Source organism: Psychrobacter sp. Ps4 (assembly GCF_022129285.1).
GTDB lineage: Bacteria > Pseudomonadota > Gammaproteobacteria > Pseudomonadales > Moraxellaceae > Psychrobacter > Psychrobacter immobilis_A.
The window spans coordinates 116,775-135,584 of sequence record NZ_JADQAK010000003.1 but is presented as its reverse complement, the minus strand read 5'-3'; the positions used below and the strand labels follow the sequence as shown (position 1 = coordinate 135,584).

Genomic DNA, 18,810 nt, shown 5'->3' with positions numbered 1-18,810 from the left:
GCTCTCAAGGCGATGATTTATATTGTTGACAAGGATGTGACTACTCTTTTATAGAACCTTAACGTATCACAACATTTAAGGACGCTAAGTATGACAGTAGATAAGCCTTGGTTGGCGCAATATCCAGAAAACGTACCCAAGACCATTAATCCTGATCAATATGAGAGCCTCATAGAGCTGTATGAGGAATGTTTCAATCGTTTTCGTATGCATCCTATGACTATTTGTATGGGTGTCACTCATACTTATGGTGATGTGGATAAAGCCTCACTGGCCGTTGCCGCATGGTTACAAGCGCAAGGCATTCCTAAAGGCAGTGTGGTCGCACTCATGATGCCAAACGTGCCGCAATATCTGCCAACGATGATTGGTATTTTGCGAGCGGGCTACGTGTGTACCCCTGTTAACCCACTGTATACCGGTCGTGAGCTGCGCCATCAGTTGAACGACTCGGGTGCTCAGGTTATTTTTGTGGTTGATAACTTTGCTCAAGCGCTCGAACAAGTCATTGAAGAAACCGACATCAAGCGTATTGTCCTCTCGAAAATGGGCGATATGATGGGGCTAAAGGGTATTTTGGTCAATACGGTTATCCGTCAGGTCAAACGCTTAGTGCCTAAATATAACCTGAATGACCCTAAATACGATGTGACCAAGTTTCCTGATGTGCTGAAGAAAGGCAAAAATTTGCCTATCCAAGCACCAAAAACCACACTGCAACAAAAAGCAATTTTGCAATATACTGGTGGAACGACTGGTTTGTCGAAAGGCGCTGTTTTGACTCAGCGTAACGTTGTCGCCGCTGCGATGCAGTCAGAAGCTTGGTACCGCCCTATCACCTCAGATATTAATGAGGTCTATATCAATATGGTCATGGCGTTACCGCTGTATCATATTTTTGCCTTTATGCTGACCCTGTTAGGCATGCGCTCGGGTTACACCTTTATCTTGATTCCTAACCCACGCGATATGCCAGGCTTTGTTAAAACGCTGTCAAAACAGCCGTTCCATATATTGCCAGCAGTGAATACTTTGTTTAAAGGCTTACTTGACCAACCAACCTTTAAAGATTTGGACTTTAGCTCACTGCGCATCTCACAAGCAGGTGGTATGGCAGCAACTGAACAAACAGCTGCTCGCTGGTTAGAAGTCACTGGCTGCCCGATGGTCAAAGGTTGGGGGATGACTGAAGGGGTTGCAGCTGGTACGGCTAACGTCATCACTGATCGCAAGTTTAACGGTACGATTGGTATACCAGTCCCTAGCGTAGATATCATTGTCGTTGATGATGAAGGTAATCGTGTCGGCTTACATCAAGCTGGCGAGATGTGCATTAAAGGCCCAAACATCACTTCAGGCTATTTTAATAAAGACAATAGCAATGACTTTACCAGTGATGGTTACTTCCGTACTGGCGATATCATCAGTATGGATGAACAGGGCTATATCACTTTACTGGATCGCAAAAAAGATATGATTTTGGTTTCAGGCTTTAACGTCTTCCCAAATGAAATCGAGTCAGTCATGCTAGATTATAAAGGCATCATTGATTGCGCAGTGATCGGTATTCCTGATGACCACCAAGGCGAAGCAGTCAAAATTTATATCGTCCCTGCTGATAATAATGTTACCAAGAGTGATATTAAAGAGTTTGCTTTGGACAATTTGACTGGTTATAAATGCCCACGTCATATCGAATTCGTAAGCGAGTTGCCAAAGAGTAATGTGGGTAAAATATTGCGTCAAAAGTTACGTGAAAAGCATATGTCCGACAATCCTCAAACCCTGTAGTGCATAGATTTTAGATTTTTAAAAAGAAGACAATAAAAAACCCTCAGCATCAAAGCTGAGGGTTTTTTATTGTCTTCTTTTTGACTTCATTGCTGCTGATACCAAAGCAATGAAGTCAAATAGTTACTAATTGACTTTATTGACCACCTGTAATGGCAGATGCTTCATTGCTTGACCGACAATAGACCACGGTAGACTTGGTACACAAGCTTCATCGACTCCAGCCTCAATCGCTGCAACGATGGATTTGGTGCCCGTATCTGCATCCACTTCAAACGGTAGTGGTTTGGCATTTTCATTAATTTCAGTACGGATATAACCCGGATAAATGGTCGAGACTTTAATAGGCAATTTGGTTAATAACATATCAGCACGAATGCCTTCTGCCAGATGAGCCAGACCTGCCTTACTTGCGCCATAAGCGGTCAAATGCTTAGGCAGTCCACGCATTGCTGACATGCTTGATATCACCACCAGATGACCGCTGTTTTGTGCGCGGAATATATTCATCGCCGCCTCACATTGCGCGAGCGCAGAGACAAAGTTAATCTCAACGGTGCGGCGGTTGGTATCGAAGCGCCCTTTACCAATACGGCGACTATCCCCGACGCCCGCATTGACCACCACACGATCGATATGACCAAAGTCAGTTGCGAACGCATCAAATACATCGAATATGGCATCATAGTCACTGACATCTAATGCTCGATATTCAACACGAATATCAGGATATTCTGCCATCAGCTCTGCTTGTAGACTTTCTAGACGATCGGTACGACGCGCGCAAATCGCCAAATTATAGCCAAGCTTAGCAAACAATCTTGCCATGCCTTCGCCCAGTCCTGAGCTGGCACCCGTGATTAATACTGTTTTACCACGACCAATCTGCTGCTTATTTAAACCTTTTAGGTATCGTGCGGGCTGAATCGCGCTAAATAGCTGATTTTTACTTTTTTTGGCGCTTTTAGTGACTAAATTGATCAATTTATTTTGCATAGAACGTCCTGTTTACATCCATATTATATGAAGTTGACAGTCTATAATATCGCAAATTGATAAGTGCGGCTTGTCTGTCATAAAAATACACAAAAAATACTCAACAATTATCATAGCCGATTTTAATAACATAAAAATCTGCTACGTATTTAGAGTAGACATTTTATCCTGATGTTAATCACGGCTTAATTATGACCTTGATGTCTCACCAGCCATCACATGCTATGTTATCGCCACGTCACGAAGCGTTTGCCATCAGCAAATAAGTGACTGTATTCATTTAAAGACAATAGCCGTGTACTCTGCGCTTTTAAAGTAATAGACGTTACGCCCGTATTAACCAAGCTTTTATTAATTTGACACGCAGTCTGACTACCTTGTTGTAATAACTGCGCGGTAATAGCCGAAATAATGCCGCCCGAAGTAAACACCAGCACCGTACTATCACGCTCTAAATTCAGATTGGCCACTTGCAAACGCACTTGCTCAAGCGCTTGTTTTGCCCGCTCATTAAATTGTGACCAGCTCTCAATATAATCACCGTCATCCCCACCTGCATGCCAGCGCTGCATCGCAGCATCAAACAACTCCGCTAAACGCATAGACGGCACTTCTGCTTGCGCAATCTCAGCCGCAATAGCACCTTTACTCATGAAAGCAGGATTAGACTTTATAAACACGTCTTTATGATTAAATTCATCAAATTGTGGCAGTACATAGCTATCCGGCGCACTTATATCGATCGCAGGCTTACTAGAGATATCGCTATCAACAAATGACTGATAACGCTGCCAAAAATGATGTGCAGAGTCTTGCTGCCTAACCAAACTACCAGTAAAAATCGCATCGATTCGACGCTGAGTCGTCGCGTAATGCTGACCTAGCATCTGCGCTTGCTTGCCACCCAGCTCTGAGAGTTGATCGTAATTCTCTTGTCCAAATGACGCTTGACCATGACGGGCCAAAAGTATGGTTGTCATAAAATACTGCCTTATTAATCGCACTCTTATAATTTTTAAAAGCCCTAGATTTTCAATTTTTAATTTGCTTACTCTTCAGCTTTAGGTGCGCTTTGTCCAAAATAGCTCTTTGGCAAAATACCTTTAATCACAGCCTGTATAGGACTTGGCAACTGCTCAATCATCGCAGCATCAATACCTATATCTTGCAAATGCGGCTGTACTCGGTTAGTAAACAAAATCTCACCTTCATATTGAGCAATCAACTTCAGACATTTGGCATGTAATACGTGCACAATAATCCAGAAGTTTTTAAAGGCTGGATTGGTCGTTTGTTTATGATAGTAGCGATAATAAATTTGCTGAACGATACCCGCTAGACGGAACAGACCAAACACTTCATAAAACGTCCAGTTATCTATCTCTAGACCTGTCTGCTCAAGATAATAAGCAACCACCTCATCGCGAGTCATCATGCCTTTTAAATGGGTGGGCTGACGGCGTGACTGCTGCATAATGATGTTGTCATCTTCTTCAATCCAATACGCCAATGCGCTGCCCAAATCCATTAAAGAATCGCCTAAGGTCGCCATTTCCCAGTCGAGTACGCCGATCACCTTGGTCGGATCTGCCGCATCCAAAATCACATTATCAAAGCGCCAATCGTTATGAATGAGGCAAGTCTTACTGTCAGCAGGCGTATGCTTACCGAGCCATTGACGTACTAAGGCAAAACTTGGGACGTTAGGTGTTTTGGCTTTGACATAACGCTTGTCCCAGCCAGTTACTTGACGCTCGCAATAACCTTCACCGCGTCCAAGACTGACCAAATCAGGATGCGCTTTATAATCGACTTGATGCAATTCAATCAAAGCATCAATAACATTGGTACATAATGCACGCGTTTGCTCTTCATTTAAATCGATGCCTTTTGGCAAATTGGCACGAGGAACGATACCTTCCATACGCTCCATGACATAAAAGTCTGCACCGATGACGGACTCATCCGTACATAGCGCGACCATTTTAGGCACATAAGGATAAGCATCTTTTAAGGATTTTTGCACCGTATATTCACGCACCATGTCGTGTGCTGATTTTGCTTTGGTGCCTTTTGGTGGACGGCGTAAAATTAAATCTTGGCTTTTACCTTCGCCTTCATATTGCAAACGATAGGTCCAGTTTGATGCGCCACCTGAAAATTGAGTAACGGTAGGCTCGCCTTCTATATCGACGCCTTGAGCACGTAGCCATGAGCTGACCGCTTTGGCATCAAGCTCTTCGCCATCACGAACCTCGCCGCCTTTATCTAAGATTTTATTAGCTACTTCTTTGACGGTAGTGTTGCTTTGATTAGCAGTTGCCATAAGACATTCCTTATCGTGTGGTCAATTATATTTATAAATGAATATAGGGCTTAAAATTCACTATTAACGGTGTAATAGTGAATTTCAATGAGAAATTAATTCAAGCAAATGCTCATTTAAATCAATTTCTATAAATTTATGAATAACTAAACTTAGGATTTACCAGATTTAGAAGGGCGAATAAAACCTTGACGCTTTAATTCTAACTTAGCAATCATCGTTTTATGCACTTCATCAGGACCATCGGCTAAGCGCAGCGCTCGTGCTTGGGCAAAGAATGCAGGTAGCATCGTATCTTGGCAAACGCCCATGCCACCATGAATCTGAATCGCCATATCGACCACTTCTTGTAGCACAGTTGGCGCAACCACTTTAATAGCAGAGATTTCAGTCAATGCTGCCTTTGTGCCTTGCGCATCCATTTTTTGCGCTGCATATAGTGTCAATAAACGCGCTTGGTCAATCTTAATACGCGCCTCAGCGATACGCTCAAAGTTACCACCCAGTTGTAATAATGGCTTACCAAAAGCGGTACGCTCCATGCCGCGCTTAACCGCCAGCTCTAGCGACTTTTCGGCAGCGCCAATACAGCGCATGCAATGGTGAATACGACCTGGTCCTAGGCGACCTTGTGCAATCTCAAACCCCATACCTGCACCACCGATAAAGTGACTGACGGGCACACGTACATTATCAAAGCTGACTTCACCATGGCCATGCGGCGCATCATAATCGCCAAAGACTTTGAGCATGCGCTCGATGTTAACACCCGCTGTCTTTGCTGGGACCAATACCATCGAATGCTGATGATGACGGTCTTTATTCTCATCAGGCGTGTACGCCATGACTATCAAAATATCGACCGCAGGGTCGCCAAGACCCGATGACCACCATTTACTGCCATTGATAATAATCTCATCGCCATCGACGACAGCCGTCGCTTGCATATTGGTCGCATCACTGGAGGCGACATCAGGCTCAGTCATACAAAATACCGAACGCGTTTTACCTTCCAAAATAGGCGTTAGCCATTTGTCTTGCTGCTCCTCTGAACCATAGCGCCATAAAAGCTCCATATTGCCGCTATCAGGGGCATTACAGTTAAAGACATAAGGCGCTAATAAACTGCGTCCAGTGAGCTCGGCAATCGGTGCATAATCGGTCACCGACAGCCCTGCCCCTAGCGTGTCATCTGGCAAAAACAAATTCCATAGACCGGCTTCGCGTGCTTGTTTACGCAAACTCTCGTATTTTTCTGGCCATTGCCAATTTTTCCAATTGCCGTCTGGGTTTTGCGCATGACAATCCGCCCAAAACTGTGCTTCTATTGGTTCAATATGAGTTTCGATAAATGCTTTGACTTTGGCGTACATGGTTTGACCATGTTCGGTGGCGGTAAACATCAATGTATTTTCAGACATAGCTGGCATCCTTTTCCTTGCTGATGGTTAATTATTTTCATCACGTTCACATAAAGCTTTTATAAAAAGCCCAATATTAATTTTATAGTGTACGTGCGTATACTCTGTTCTGTATGCCACATTTATAACACAGCATTTATGAATAAACAGCAAAAAGGCGCGACCCGTTAGGACACGCCTTTTACAAAATACAAACAATGCACGATTCAGTTCAGTGTTGCAAGACTAAGATACTAGCAACCAAATAATACAATGATATTTAAACTTATTTTAGGATATTCAAACGACTGTTTAAATCAAAACGTGCCAATGCATCTGGCAGCTTATCAACGGCCATGCTGATGGTCGCTTCTGCGGCTTGTGACAGCCCTAATTTTTCTGCCAATGTTGGCTTTTGGCGTGAATGCAATGCATACACTTCATTGTTTTCCATACGCTCTAATAGATAACTGTCTGATGTCTGTAATTTATCTACCAAATTTAAATGCAATGCATCTTCACCGTACCAATGCTCGCCTGTCGCGACTTTATCTACATCAAGCATACCACGATAGCGATTGACGAAGTGCTTAAACAACTCATGCGTTTGCTCTAGCTCTTCTTGGTATTTAGCACGATCTTCGTCGTCATTCTCACCAAATACGGTTACGGTACGTTTATAATCACCAGCGGTAAACATCTCATAATCGACGTCATGATTTTTCAGCCATTTATGAAAGTTTGGCAACTGTGAGACCACACCAATCGAGCCAATAATAGCAAATGGCGCTGCCACGATATTATCCGCCACACACGCCATCATATAACCGCCACTAGCGGCGACTTTATCAACACAGACAGTCAGTTTTAAACCAGCATCTTTTAGACGTGCCAATTGCGCTGCTGCCAATCCATAACCATGCACCAAACCACCGCCTGATTCAAGACGCACCACGACTTCATCGCCTTTATTTGCCGTACTGATTAATGTGCTGATTTCTTCGCGTAAATGTTTAACTGCCGTGGCTTTGATATCACCGTCAAAGTCGAGAACGAAAATTTGGGATTTATTGTCACTGTTTTTTTTCTTATTTTTGCTTTTTGCCTTCAATGCTTGCTTGGCTTTTTTAGCCATTACTTTTTTGAATTGCTTAAGCGCGGCTTTACCTTGAGTGGCCTCCATTAAGTCTTCACGGCGTTGTTCTTGGTTTTTATTTAGATGGACAACTCGTAACTCAACAGGGTTTTTAGCAGGGTGAAAAAGCATGAGTAGCATTCCTTACATGATTAAGATAATTTTAATAGGATTTTATAAGTGATCCTGATATGTGCGCAGTGGCTGATATTTTCAAGCAAAATGACAATATTTAACCCAATGCAAATGTTACTGAATAAATACGCCCATTACTGATACTTTCCTACGCTTTGATTGGACGCCACTGGTTGTATAACAAGGGCAGATTAGGCATAATATGCGTTTACACCAAATTTTCTGTAGCCAACGTGATGACCATTTGTCTTAATCGCGTTATTTGTGCGTTTTTAGCAGATAGCTTGAATCGCACAGCAATGGCTGCATTATTGTATTTCGAATTGGGCTGACAACTGGATAATTATATTATGACGCAAAGCACTATGACGCATAGCGAATATCGAGACGAATATTGCGGAGCCGTAACCGAAAGCTTCATTGATCAAACCATTAGTATCGTGGGCTGGGTACATCGTCGTCGCGATCACGGTGGCGTGATTTTTTTAGACATGCGTGACCGCGCTGGTATCTTGCAGGTAGTCGTTGATCCTGATACCCCAGAAGCCTTTGCTACTGCTGATGCGGTACGTCCTGAATATGTGCTAAAAATCACTGGTCGCGTACGTCGCCGTTATGAAGGTACTGAAAACAATAATATGACCAGTGGTCAGATTGAGCTTCTGGGCAAAGAAATCGAAGTATTGGCGAAATCTGAAACACCGCCTTTTCCATTGAATGATGAGAAAACCACGGTCTCAGAAGACTTGCGTTTAAAATACCGCTACCTTGATATGCGTCGCCCGCAAATGCAAGAGCGTATGGTTTTCCGTGCTAAAGCCACATCAGCGATTCGTCGCTATCTAGATGACCATGGTTTCTTAGACGTTGAGACTCCTATCTTGACTCGTGCAACACCAGAGGGCGCACGTGATTATCTCGTGCCTTCACGCACACGCCCAGGCAACTTTTTCGCATTGCCGCAATCACCACAGTTATTCAAACAGTTGTTGATGGTGTCAGGTTTTGATCGTTATTATCAAATCGCAAAATGTTTCCGTGACGAAGACTTACGTGCTGACCGTCAGCCTGAATTTACACAGGTGGATATTGAAACTTCTTTCTTAAACGAAGAAGAAATCATGAATATCAACGAAGGTCTGATTAAGCATTTATTCAAAACCATGATGGATGTTGAGTTTGAGCAATTCCCACGCATGACTTACGCTGAAGCGATGCGTGACTATGCCTCAGACAAGCCTGACTTACGTATTCCATTAAAACTTATCGACGTTGCCGATTTAATGAAAGACGTTGATTTTAAAGTATTTGCAGGTCCTGCTAACGATCCTAAAGGTCGCGTTGCTGCCCTACGTATCCCTGGTGGTGCTTCATTAAGCCGTAAGCAAATCGATGCCTATACTAAATTTGTCGGTATTTATGGTGCACGTGGTTTGGCTTATATCAAAGTCAATGATGCGAGCAATATCAACAACGGCGTTGACCAAGAATCTGGTTTACAGTCTCCTATCATCAAAAATATGACCGACGATGTATTGGTAAGCTTGATTGAGCGTACTGGTGCAGAAAGCAATGATATTATCTTCTTTGGTGCGGATAAAGCCAGTGTAGTAAACGATGCAATCGGTGCACTACGTCAAAAGATTGGTCTAGACCTTGAGATGACAACGTGTGAGTGGGCGCCACTTTGGGTGACTGACTTCCCAATGTTTGAAGAAACTGACGATGGTCGCTGGACCTCAATGCACCATCCGTTCACTAAGCCTAAAGGTTCTGTTGAAGAACTAAAAACCAATCCTGAAGCTGCACTTTCTATTGCTTATGACATGGTGTTAAATGGTACAGAAGTTGGCGGTGGTAGCTTACGTATCAATACCTTTGATATGCAGCAAGCCGTACTTGATGCTTTAGGTATTGGCGAGCAAGAGGCTCAAGACAAGTTTGGCTTCTTACTTGACGCCCTAAAATTCGGTGCACCTCCGCATGGTGGCTTGGCCTTTGGTTTGGATCGTCTGATTATGCTTATGGTAGGCGCGGATTCTATCCGTGATGTCATCGCCTTCCCAAAAACCAAAACTGCTGAATGCCCACTAACTCAAGCACCTGCTGAAGTCGATAGCAAGCAGCTACGTGATCTTGGTATCCGTGTGCGCGAAAAAGCACAGGCTGACACCAACAAACCTGCTCAATAAATGGTCTAACGATGTCCGGATATTTTTTTCAACGCTTATTACGTGATTCATCACTGTGTGAATGGTTATGAATCCGTATCATATTTTTAAAATCGTGCCATTGTCTGTCTTGCAGATACTGGCACGTTTTGTTGCGTGGGTGATTATCAAGATACCCAGTTTAAGTATCATGCGTACGGTCAGTATCAATATGGCGTTAATTGCTCCTAAGCTGACCGATGTACAAAAACAAGTCTTAACCAAAGAGATTATTTATCACCAGTGTTTGACCAGTATTGAATCTATCAAAAGCTGGGCCATGCCACCTGAGTGGAGTATCGCTCAGATTCGCGACGTCCATAATAAAGACATTTTATTAGAAGGACTTGCTAATTCCAACGGCATGCTAGCTATCGTTCCGCATCTCGGTACGTGGGAGATGATGAATGCCTGGCTCAATCAATTTGGTTCCCCAACCATTATGTACAAACCAGTTGATGGTAACTTTACTAACGAGTTTATTCTTCAAGGGCGTGCGCGTCTCAATGCAACTTTGGTGCCTACCGATGGTAGCGGTGTGAAAGCAGTGTTTAAGACACTCAAACAAGGCGGCTTTAGTATCGTGTTGCCAGACCACGTCCCTGAGCCATCAGGCGGTGTGATCGTACCATTTTTTGGTATCGAAACCTTAACCAGCACCTTAGCTTCTAAGCTTGCAAGCAAAACCAAGTGTGCGCTGGTTGGGCTGTCTTGCATTCGCCGTGATGATGGGCGCGGGTTTGATATCTACTGCTACAAGCTTGATGACCCTAACTTATATAGTCGTGATGCCAGTATTTCCACAACGGCGCTAAATACTGTGCTGGCGCAAATGATCACACCGCACTGCGCCCACTATATGTGGGGCTATCGGCGCTTTAAGCACATCCCCAATCTTGGCAACCCTTATCGAGCAGACCCTGCAGTACTGGCCGACTTTGTCCAGCACAACCAAGCAAAGCGCGATACGAACGTAAAAGTAAAGCCACAATAAACTATACCAAATATGCTAGTATTGATAGTTAGTTTTTTTATTTTTATTCATATATCCATACGAGTGCATCATGACGACAGACAAACCAAACGCTACCCATGCCGATCATCAAGCGCACGAGCAGCGCTACATCATCTGTATGAAATGGGGCGATAAATACGGTAGCGAGTACGTCAATCGCCTCTATAGTATGGTCAGCCGGCACTTAACCTTAGACTTTCAGATGGTCTGTCTGACTGATGACAGCAGCGGTATTGATCCGGCCATCAACTGCTATCCAATACCAGAGATGGATCTGCCCGCAGGCCCTGAACGCGGCTGGAAAAAACTCACCTCCTTTAAGCCTGAGCTTTATGACTTAAAAGGCATGGCATTATTTTTAGACATCGATATTGTGATCGTCGATAATATTGATGGCTTTTTTACTTATGACGCCCAGCATGACGACAGCGTGGTCATCATCCGCGACTGGAAAAAACCGTGGCGTATGATTGGTAACAGCTCCGTTTATCGCTTTAAGGTGGGTATGAATACCTACCCCAACCTTTTGTCCAACTTTGAACAAAACTTTGCCACCATTCGCACCCAAGTGCGCCATGAGCAGGCCTATTTATCCAACTATCTGCGCGAGCATCATCACCTAGAGTATTGGGATAAAACGTGGTGCGTAAGCTTTAAGTACCAGTGTATCACGCCCATTCCTTTTAATATGATTCGCGCCCCAAAACTGCCTGATGGTGCCAAAATCGTCATCTTTCATGGCGAGATCAACCCACCAGATGCCATTAAAGGCGGCAGTGGTAAATGGTATCGTTATGTGAAGCCCAGTCCTTGGCTTGAAGCGCATTGGCAGTAATGATGGCTGTCTCACCTCATCACTGTTATATTTAGTAATCAGTGATGAAGACCAACTTATTGGACGCGACCATAGTGAAAACCACAGAGATATTACCACGCGCAAACCACATTGAGATCGATCAGCAGACCGTTACCATATGTGCATTTGATGCCAGTGAATCAAGAGAGAGCCTTGCACATCAGACGATACAAGTCATCGCCTCAGGGCCTTCTATTGCTGATTTGGCGTTTGCGGCGATTCAAGATAGGGCGACTATTTTTGTCAACGGTAGTATCAGCTTGCTGGCTGAGCATGCCTTTGACAAAGTCGCAGGTTATGTGATTAGCGATGCACGCTTTATTCGCCATCGACCTGAGATTTTTAAAGACCATTATAACGGTCAGCCGCTTTATGCCACATTGGCAGTATTTGAGGCGCTGGCGATCGCTCATTCTGATATCCTGCTCACGCACCATAAAGCGATGCGGGTCATCTGTCCTGTCGATCGTCATTGGGGCGTGCAGTCAAACCGATCGTGGTTGAGCAAACTGACCTTTAAACGGCGCAGGCTTAATAAAAAAAGACCCCTATCCGACTTTTCAGACCACCCAAACCTTGTGATCGACAGTAACCATAGACCCGCCATTGGTGTATCACTGGATGTCACGGATGGGTTTGTGGAGGCAGGCACAGTCGCTTATGTGGCCGCGCAGTTGGCTTTTTCGCGGCAGACGTCCGAGATTCATTTATATGGCATTGATTTGTTAAATACTAATCAGCCGAGATTTTATGAAAATTTAAACAACAGCGCGCCTTGTAAACTCGACAAAGCTATCACTGATCGGATCGTGCCCTCATTTGATTTGTTGGCGCAGGTATATAAAGCGCGCGGCGTGATGGTTTATAACCACTCAGAGGTGTCGAAGGATCTTTTTCACAACTTAGTATACCAAGCGACCGATCAAATCTAAGTAGCGACTGGCAAAGCCACATCCTGTTGCGACCCAACAATGATCGCCGCGCACGGCCACACATTTGCCAAGGTATTTACAATCAACCACGCTGCCCATCACCTCTAAACACTTGATACTACCGAATAATAAAATTCGAATCAGAATATCTCAATTATGCTAAAATCGGACGATGATCAATACTCTTAATAGACTCACCCTATGACTTTAGTTTCAAATTCCTCTAACCCCTCCAGCAAGACCATTGTGTTGGCGATTTCTTCCCTACGCATTGGCGGCGCTGAGCAGTTTGTCATTACACTTGCAAAAAGCTTCAAGCACTTAGGCCATAATGTACACATTTTGCTACTACATCCAGAGATCGAACTGCCCATACCTGCGGATATACCAGTTCATGTATTCCCCTACGACACTTATCGAAAAATCCCAAGATTCATGCGCAAAAGGCTCATTGCAAAAGCACTCGATAACTTTATGTTAAAGCACATGGGCACGCCAGATTTGGTGCTTTCTAATTTAAAATCTATAGATCAGTTTTTGGCATACAGCCAGCTCGCCGCCGTTTACTTGGTGGTTCATAACACCCTATCTAAGCTGCATAGCCTCTCGTCACGCTCCTTAAAGCAGCTAAAAGAGATTTATTTGGCCAAACCTTGCATTGGTGTCAGTCATGGCGTCACTCTAGATTTGCCGATTTTACTTGAGCATTCCTTAGATATCACCACGATCTATGACCCTGTTGATATTGAAAAAGCGCAACGTTTGGCTGATGAGTTTGTACCTCCTTACCAGAACTACTTGGTCAACGTCAGTACCTTTAAAATGGCAAAACGGCATGACATCTTGATTGAAGCGTATGTCAAAAGTAAACTTGACTGCCCACTTGTCTTGGTAGGTGATGGCACTGAGCGCACAGTATGCGAGCAGATGGTTGACAAGCTAGGCATCGCTGATCGGGTACACTTTATCGGCATGACGGACAACCCCTACCCTTATATTAAACATGCAACGGCCATGGTCATCTCATCAGACTTTGAGGGCTTAAACATCGCGATGCTAGAAGCCCTCGCGCTCAATACCCCTGTTATCAGTACCGCTTGTCCATCAGGACCGCCTGAAGTGCTGCCCGATCACCACCTGGTGCCGGTGGGCGATACAGACGCTCTCGCACAAAAAATGCAACAGGCAACAAATGACCCAGCGGCCTTCACAATGGTATTAGAGGATAAGTTTTATCCTGATTATGCCGCCATGCGTTATTTAGAATTGTTGGAGCACACCGCTTGTACTGCTGACTGAATTATTCAGGGTAGGTGATTTTTTGTTTTTTATAGCCTTTTATGGTGAGGCGTAGTGAGTGCGACAGCGCAACCACCCCAAGCTGTTTCCATAGCCTTGCAAGTTCTCTATTCACTTTTTGCGCTTGGGTCAACTTGATTTTTTTGACAGGTCGAGACTGTCTTTCATGCTCAAGACAGCTGGCAAAGCGTTCAGACTGCATGTCTAGTATTTTATCTTGAATACAGATGGCGGGGACAACCTGATACATCGCACTTTTTTTCTGATCGATCAGATCGTCAAACATAATATGATCGACAGGCCTATCTATGCCGAGCGACTTTGTGAGCGCCACTAGCTTTTTGGCACCCACTTGACTGATGATGTAGCCTGCCATTCCCATGTGTCGGCTTTTCATTCGGCATAATTTATGCTCAGCCAACAAAGGCACACCTTTATCAATCATCACCCGACCATACATGGTTTCAAGTTTAACCACATCAAAGTTAGGCGGCAACCAATCAAAATCACTCAATAACACTTTGGCATGTTTAGAAAAGTAGATGTCATCTTCAAAAACCATTAGATAGGGCATGTCGTTGTCAATCACTTGTTGCCATAGACAGTAGTGGCTCAAGTAGCAAGCCGTCTCTCCCAATGACACCTTATCTGTGTTTACGTTTAACTCATGTTTTTGTAGCGTCGCGTCGATTTGTTGTTTATTGATCGCATTAAAATAGTCAAAATCGAGTACCTGCTGCGCAAACAGATGGTCAATATGCTCTCGGCGCGTATATTCCTCAACCAAACTGACCACGGCTATGGGCTTCATAGTAAATACATCCTTTTATTTGATATAAACTTATAAGTTGGGTTGAGGATATACAAGCATCAATATGACTTAAGCGATTGCTTGCATAAAATCAATATATTGCTGAGCAATGCGTTCAGGTAGCAAATTCTCATCAAATGGCGCGACAAATTGTTTTGGGTTTTGCATCGCTTGTGACATCTTTTTCGAGATGGCATCGATGTCATCCACTGGCATCAAGTTATGCTCTGGTAGCATCTCTTTAGGGCCTGACTGACAGTCGGTGCTGATAACAGGCGTGCCCATCGCTAAGGCTTCTGCCAACACCATAGGAAACCCTTCTCGGTTCGAGGTCAACACCTCAAACGCGGCGTGCTTGACATAAGGATAGGCGTTTTCTTGAAACCCCAACAACGTCACTTTATCCGTCAACTCAAGCTTTGCGATCAACTGCTCTATCTCGTCTTTGAGCTTGCCTTGTCCTAATAGCAACAAAGGCAGCGACTGATCTGTTTTTGCATAAGCCTTTAACAAAATGTCGTGGCGCTTGGCGGCTTTAAAACTGCCGACATGGACGATATAGTCTTGATGCTGAGGGATGGTTGGGATATCAGGAACAAAAGCGGTCGCTAAGCGCTGGATGGCCTCTTGGTCTATGGGGTTATGGATGGTGCTCACAGGTGTGATGTCCCCAAGGTGATGCACAAAATCGGCTTTGACCCCATCGCTCACGCACACGCAGGGATGAGCGGCATACATGGTTGTCAGCTTTTGTTTGAGCTGATTCAAGTCGTGGACTTGGTCAAACTTATAGTACAGCGATAAGGTGCTGTGAATCACATTGACGATGTTTGGCAACTGACTGTACGCCATGACATTATTGGGACGCTCTAGGTTGGATAAAATAATATCCGGTTGCCCTATGTTATTGACAATATACCGATCAAGCGCGCGCGCAAAAATTTTATGGCGGCGCGTCTCTCCTAAAATGAGCTTATAGGGCTTAAACCTAAGCAGGTGATAGTTCAGATCAGGGCTTAGCTCATACTCAACGAGTGGCTTGAACCTAAGCACATGTACTGTGTAGCCAAGCTTGTGAAACCCTTGACCTAATGTGAGCACTGAGCGCTCAGCGCCGCCACCTTGTAGACAATTAATGACCAGTACGGCGATTTTGGGTTGCTGACTCATAGATAACGGCCTGTTAATGGATATAAAACACGTGCTTTTTAGCGTTTAAACATTTTGGCAAAAAATGACTTGGTTTCATTTGGGCGCGTGATTTTATTGCCGGTATAGCGGCGATGAGTTTTTTGACCAAAATCACCAAAGGGCGTGACGCGATAATCCTCTAACTGATAGCCATTGTCTAAGGCTTCATGATAGTAGGTATCAAATAACTGTACCAAGTCGGTTCTGGGGTGCTGCATGATGTCGCCATCAAACCAGTGGCTTGCGCCCTCTTGTTTTAAACGCGGCAGGGAGTATTGATGACTAAACTGACTACCCATATCTGAATAGTGCAAGATTTTGATGTCTTTGATGTCCAAATCCTCGCCATCAACGCAGTTATAACTGTCTTGATAAGGCTCAATCAGCTGGGGATTTTTTCTGATGAATTTCATCATTTTGCGATGAGCGTTGGCATCTTTTCTGAGCTTTTGAATATCAGGAATGACAGATTTTGCTTTTTGGCAGTCCCAAACACAGGTGCACAGTCGCGTCATGTCGGTATGAGACTTCGCAGCGACGATGGTTTGACCTTCAATGGGATGCTGCCATAATGCCGCTAAGTCATCTAATACGACCATATCAGCATCCATATAAATGGCACGCCCAGAGTAATCACAATACTCAGGAATCGCCCAGCGAAACCCAGAAAATGGCGTTGCCCATTTAGCCGTATCCCAGCCTTTACCTAACTTGGGGTCTGAATACCAAAAACTCTCAGGATCATGTGACAACTGCATCCAAACGATCTCAACAGGCAAGCTTGTGTGCTTATGGATGCTATAATCGAGCACCATCATCTGCTCTAGATCACAGTTGTTAGGATCGCAGCCAACAAAAACTTTGATAACGTCATTACTCATAAAGCATGTTCCTACATTGATAATACAGAAGATCGCGCGCTGACATTATATCTTAATACGTTAGGTGATATAAACACTCCCAGACTTTTAACTATGCTCGCGTGTCAATAACCCTTATAATGTCGACCATTTTCAACCAGCGCAGCGGCGCTCAATCCTGATTATGATACCCATCACGTGATCAAAAGAAGCCAACAATGAACCAACTGAACCAGAAACCTGTTTTTGCCAACTCTGCTAAAAACACTCATGAGAACGCGGACAGTCATGAGTATGATAAAAAAACATGGCAAGGCTTGTTTTTATTTTTAGCCGCCTACTTCATCATCTGGTCGATCGCGCCTGCGTTTTTGGCGACAAGTGTACCACTCGATGTGAGTGAGGGTATCAGTTGGGGTAGCGAGTGGCAATGGGGGTATTATAAACACCCCCCACTATCATCATGGGTATTATATAGCTTTTATGAAGGTTTTGGGCATATTGGCCCTTATTTGCTCAGTCAATTGTGTGTGCTGCTGACGCTGGTTTTGGTTTATAAGCTTGGCAGGCAAGTGTGGGACACTCAAACGGCACTACTAGGGAGCGTCTTGACGCTTGCGGTGGTGTATTACAGCTATCCGAGTTTGGAGTTTAACCACAATGTGGCACAATTCCCGATTTGGGCTGGGCTATATTTGGCGTTTTATCACGCCATTACACGCAATCAGCTGCGTGCTTGGTTGCTCGTTGGGGTGGTCGGCGGCATAGGTATGCTTACCAAATATACGGTGATATTTTTACTGTTACCAATGGCTATTTATCTTTTATTACCAAGGCAATGGCCACTGTTAAAGACCCCAAAACCATGGGTTGCAGCGGCGGTGATGCTGGCGATATTTGCGCCACACCTGTATTGGCTGATCACACATGAGTGGCTGCCACTGACTTATGCTAGCGGGCGCGCGCATGATGTAGAGGAGACAGCGAATACGGTGGCGCGTCACTTTACGTGGGTGGGCTTTATCATCGCGCAGCTCATCGCTCATATTCCGCTCATTTTCATACTGGCGCTCAATCGTAAGCGATTGCTAGGCGTTCGCACTTATCAGCAAAACCTATCTGCTCATCACGCTTTATTATGGTATTTATGGGCCGCACCTATCGCGCTTTTGGTGGTGCTCAGCTTAGTGTTTGGCATTGGGCTGCGCGATATGTGGGGGATGCCGATGTGGGCGTTGTCAGGCCTATTGGCTGCCTCTTTTATTGTCCCCTCACTGCAGGCAATGGCTGCCTGCAAAGTAAAAAAAGCGGTGATAATTTGGCTGATATTGGCGACTGTTTTGTCACTGGTCTATGTGGGACTTGGCGATAAAATCAGACACAAGCCTTCACGCATGCAGTGGCCTGAGCAAGCCCTTGCGATGCAAGCACATGATACGTGGCGCTCATTAAGCGCGTGCCCCATCGATAGCGTATCAAGTGATCGTTGGCTTACAGCGTTGGTGGCGATAAATAATGATCACCCCTCACAAATGATCTCAGGCCCTGCCAGCCATTCATCGTGGATGAACATAGCACGCTTAAAAGCGCATGGTACGCTGGTTCTTTGGCAAGAGGAAGATCCACTGATGCTACCGCTGCTTGATGAGCTGAATCAAACCGGACAGGCGCATGAGTCATTCGCCATTCATCAAGGACAATGGCAACTGAACTGGCGTGATGATAGTATTGAGCCACTGACCGTCAATTGGATGACGTATGTGCCAAAATCTTGTGTCCCTACTTCTAAATAGCGGCTAGGGTTTTATGAGCGGATGCCCTCCCTTGTGGCTAGTGTTGAGTTTTTGATGGTT

At 44.6% G+C, this 18,810-nt stretch carries 15 protein-coding genes; 7 read left to right on the top strand and 8 right to left on the bottom strand.

All coding sequences use genetic code 11. The features are described 5' to 3' along the window. Positions 1 to 90: 90 nt before the first annotated feature. Positions 91 to 1,791 (top strand): AMP-binding protein, encoded by a 1,701-nt coding sequence (locus I3252_RS03205; protein ID WP_238034193.1) that lies wholly within the window; start codon positions 91 to 93, stop codon positions 1,789 to 1,791. Positions 1,792 to 1,917: 126 nt separating this feature from the next. Here I3252_RS03205 and I3252_RS03200 read toward each other — a convergent pair whose 3' ends face one another. The 5 genes from I3252_RS03200 to sohB form a co-directional block, all read right to left on the bottom strand. Further along, positions 1,918 to 2,787, bottom strand: a complete 870-nt coding sequence (locus tag I3252_RS03200; RefSeq protein WP_269129599.1) for an SDR family oxidoreductase — start codon at positions 2,785 to 2,787, stop codon at positions 1,918 to 1,920. Positions 2,788 to 3,014: 227 nt separating this feature from the next. Beyond that, complete coding sequence (locus I3252_RS03195; protein WP_238034192.1) at positions 3,015 to 3,767, bottom strand: histidine phosphatase family protein; 753 nt, start codon at positions 3,765 to 3,767, stop codon at positions 3,015 to 3,017. A 68-nt stretch (positions 3,768 to 3,835) separates the two neighbouring features. Further along, a complete protein-coding gene (locus I3252_RS03190; RefSeq protein WP_238034191.1) occupies positions 3,836 to 5,113 on the bottom strand; it encodes a phosphotransferase family protein in 1,278 nt (425 codons plus the stop codon). A 152-nt stretch (positions 5,114 to 5,265) separates the two neighbouring features. Then, a complete protein-coding gene (locus I3252_RS03185) occupies positions 5,266 to 6,516 on the bottom strand; it encodes an acyl-CoA dehydrogenase family protein (RefSeq protein ID WP_238034235.1) in 1,251 nt (416 codons plus the stop codon). Positions 6,517 to 6,799: 283 nt separating this feature from the next. Continuing rightward, positions 6,800 to 7,780 carry a protease SohB gene (sohB, locus tag I3252_RS03180; protein WP_198331921.1) on the bottom strand — a complete coding sequence of 327 codons (981 nt, stop codon included), beginning with the start codon at positions 7,778 to 7,780 and terminating at the stop codon, positions 6,800 to 6,802. A 368-nt stretch (positions 7,781 to 8,148) separates the two neighbouring features. Here sohB and aspS point away from each other — a divergent pair, with 368 nt between their 5' ends. From aspS to I3252_RS03155, 5 genes are all read left to right on the top strand, one after another. Continuing rightward, complete coding sequence (aspS, locus tag I3252_RS03175) at positions 8,149 to 9,975, top strand: aspartate--tRNA ligase (RefSeq protein ID WP_198332046.1); 1,827 nt, start codon at positions 8,149 to 8,151, stop codon at positions 9,973 to 9,975. 67 nt (positions 9,976 to 10,042) lie between these two features. Beyond that, on the top strand, positions 10,043 to 10,987 hold the full coding sequence (locus tag I3252_RS03170; RefSeq protein ID WP_238034190.1) for a lysophospholipid acyltransferase family protein: 945 nt from the start codon (positions 10,043 to 10,045) through the stop codon (positions 10,985 to 10,987). A gap of 70 nt (positions 10,988 to 11,057) precedes the next feature. Then, on the top strand, positions 11,058 to 11,843 hold the full coding sequence (locus I3252_RS03165) for a glycosyltransferase (protein WP_238034189.1): 786 nt from the start codon (positions 11,058 to 11,060) through the stop codon (positions 11,841 to 11,843). 44 nt (positions 11,844 to 11,887) lie between these two features. Beyond that, positions 11,888 to 12,796 (top strand): hypothetical protein, encoded by a 909-nt coding sequence (locus I3252_RS03160; protein ID WP_238034188.1) that lies wholly within the window; start codon positions 11,888 to 11,890, stop codon positions 12,794 to 12,796. A gap of 201 nt (positions 12,797 to 12,997) precedes the next feature. Beyond that, positions 12,998 to 14,095 carry a glycosyltransferase gene (locus I3252_RS03155; RefSeq protein WP_238034187.1) on the top strand — a complete coding sequence of 366 codons (1,098 nt, stop codon included), beginning with the start codon at positions 12,998 to 13,000 and terminating at the stop codon, positions 14,093 to 14,095. 1 nt (position 14,096) lies between these two features. Here I3252_RS03155 and I3252_RS03150 read toward each other — a convergent pair whose 3' ends face one another. From I3252_RS03150 to I3252_RS03140, 3 genes are all read right to left on the bottom strand, one after another. Then, the gene (locus I3252_RS03150; RefSeq protein ID WP_238034186.1) at positions 14,097 to 14,906 is read right to left on the bottom strand and encodes a glycosyltransferase family 25 protein; all 810 of its coding nucleotides are present in this window, start codon (positions 14,904 to 14,906) and stop codon (positions 14,097 to 14,099) included. A gap of 69 nt (positions 14,907 to 14,975) precedes the next feature. Further along, entirely contained in the window at positions 14,976 to 16,076 is a 1,101-nt protein-coding gene (locus I3252_RS03145) for a glycosyltransferase (RefSeq protein WP_238034185.1), read from the bottom strand. A gap of 38 nt (positions 16,077 to 16,114) precedes the next feature. Next, the gene (locus I3252_RS03140; protein WP_238034184.1) at positions 16,115 to 16,978 is read right to left on the bottom strand and encodes a glycosyltransferase; all 864 of its coding nucleotides are present in this window, start codon (positions 16,976 to 16,978) and stop codon (positions 16,115 to 16,117) included. Between the two features lie 197 nt (positions 16,979 to 17,175). Between I3252_RS03140 and I3252_RS03135 the strand changes: the two genes are divergently transcribed. Beyond that, the gene (locus I3252_RS03135; protein ID WP_238034183.1) at positions 17,176 to 18,750 is read left to right on the top strand and encodes a glycosyltransferase family 39 protein; all 1,575 of its coding nucleotides are present in this window, start codon (positions 17,176 to 17,178) and stop codon (positions 18,748 to 18,750) included. Positions 18,751 to 18,810: the final 60 nt, after the last annotated feature.

Excerpts from the sequence above, each read along its gene's own strand:
- I3252_RS03205 (WP_238034193.1), top strand. The coding sequence starts at position 91 with ATGACAGTAGATAAGCCTTGGTTGGCGCAATATCCAGAAAACGTACCC.
- I3252_RS03200 (WP_269129599.1), bottom strand. The coding sequence starts at position 2,787 with ATGCAAAATAAATTGATCAATTTAGTCACTAAAAGCGCCAAAAAAAGT.
- I3252_RS03195 (WP_238034192.1), bottom strand. The coding sequence starts at position 3,767 with ATGACAACCATACTTTTGGCCCGTCATGGTCAAGCGTCATTTGGACAA.
- I3252_RS03190 (WP_238034191.1), bottom strand. The coding sequence starts at position 5,113 with ATGGCAACTGCTAATCAAAGCAACACTACCGTCAAAGAAGTAGCTAAT.
- I3252_RS03185 (WP_238034235.1), bottom strand. The coding sequence starts at position 6,516 with ATGTTTACCGCCACCGAACATGGTCAAACCATGTACGCCAAAGTCAAA.
- sohB (WP_198331921.1), bottom strand. The coding sequence starts at position 7,780 with ATGCTTTTTCACCCTGCTAAAAACCCTGTTGAGTTACGAGTTGTCCAT.
- aspS (WP_198332046.1), top strand. The coding sequence starts at position 8,149 with ATGACGCATAGCGAATATCGAGACGAATATTGCGGAGCCGTAACCGAA.
- I3252_RS03170 (WP_238034190.1), top strand. The coding sequence starts at position 10,043 with ATGAATCCGTATCATATTTTTAAAATCGTGCCATTGTCTGTCTTGCAG.
- I3252_RS03165 (WP_238034189.1), top strand. The coding sequence starts at position 11,058 with ATGACGACAGACAAACCAAACGCTACCCATGCCGATCATCAAGCGCAC.
- I3252_RS03160 (WP_238034188.1), top strand. The coding sequence starts at position 11,888 with ATGAAGACCAACTTATTGGACGCGACCATAGTGAAAACCACAGAGATA.
- I3252_RS03155 (WP_238034187.1), top strand. The coding sequence starts at position 12,998 with ATGACTTTAGTTTCAAATTCCTCTAACCCCTCCAGCAAGACCATTGTG.
- I3252_RS03150 (WP_238034186.1), bottom strand. The coding sequence starts at position 14,906 with ATGAAGCCCATAGCCGTGGTCAGTTTGGTTGAGGAATATACGCGCCGA.
- I3252_RS03145 (WP_238034185.1), bottom strand. The coding sequence starts at position 16,076 with ATGAGTCAGCAACCCAAAATCGCCGTACTGGTCATTAATTGTCTACAA.
- I3252_RS03140 (WP_238034184.1), bottom strand. The coding sequence starts at position 16,978 with ATGAGTAATGACGTTATCAAAGTTTTTGTTGGCTGCGATCCTAACAAC.
- I3252_RS03135 (WP_238034183.1), top strand. The coding sequence starts at position 17,176 with ATGAACCAACTGAACCAGAAACCTGTTTTTGCCAACTCTGCTAAAAAC.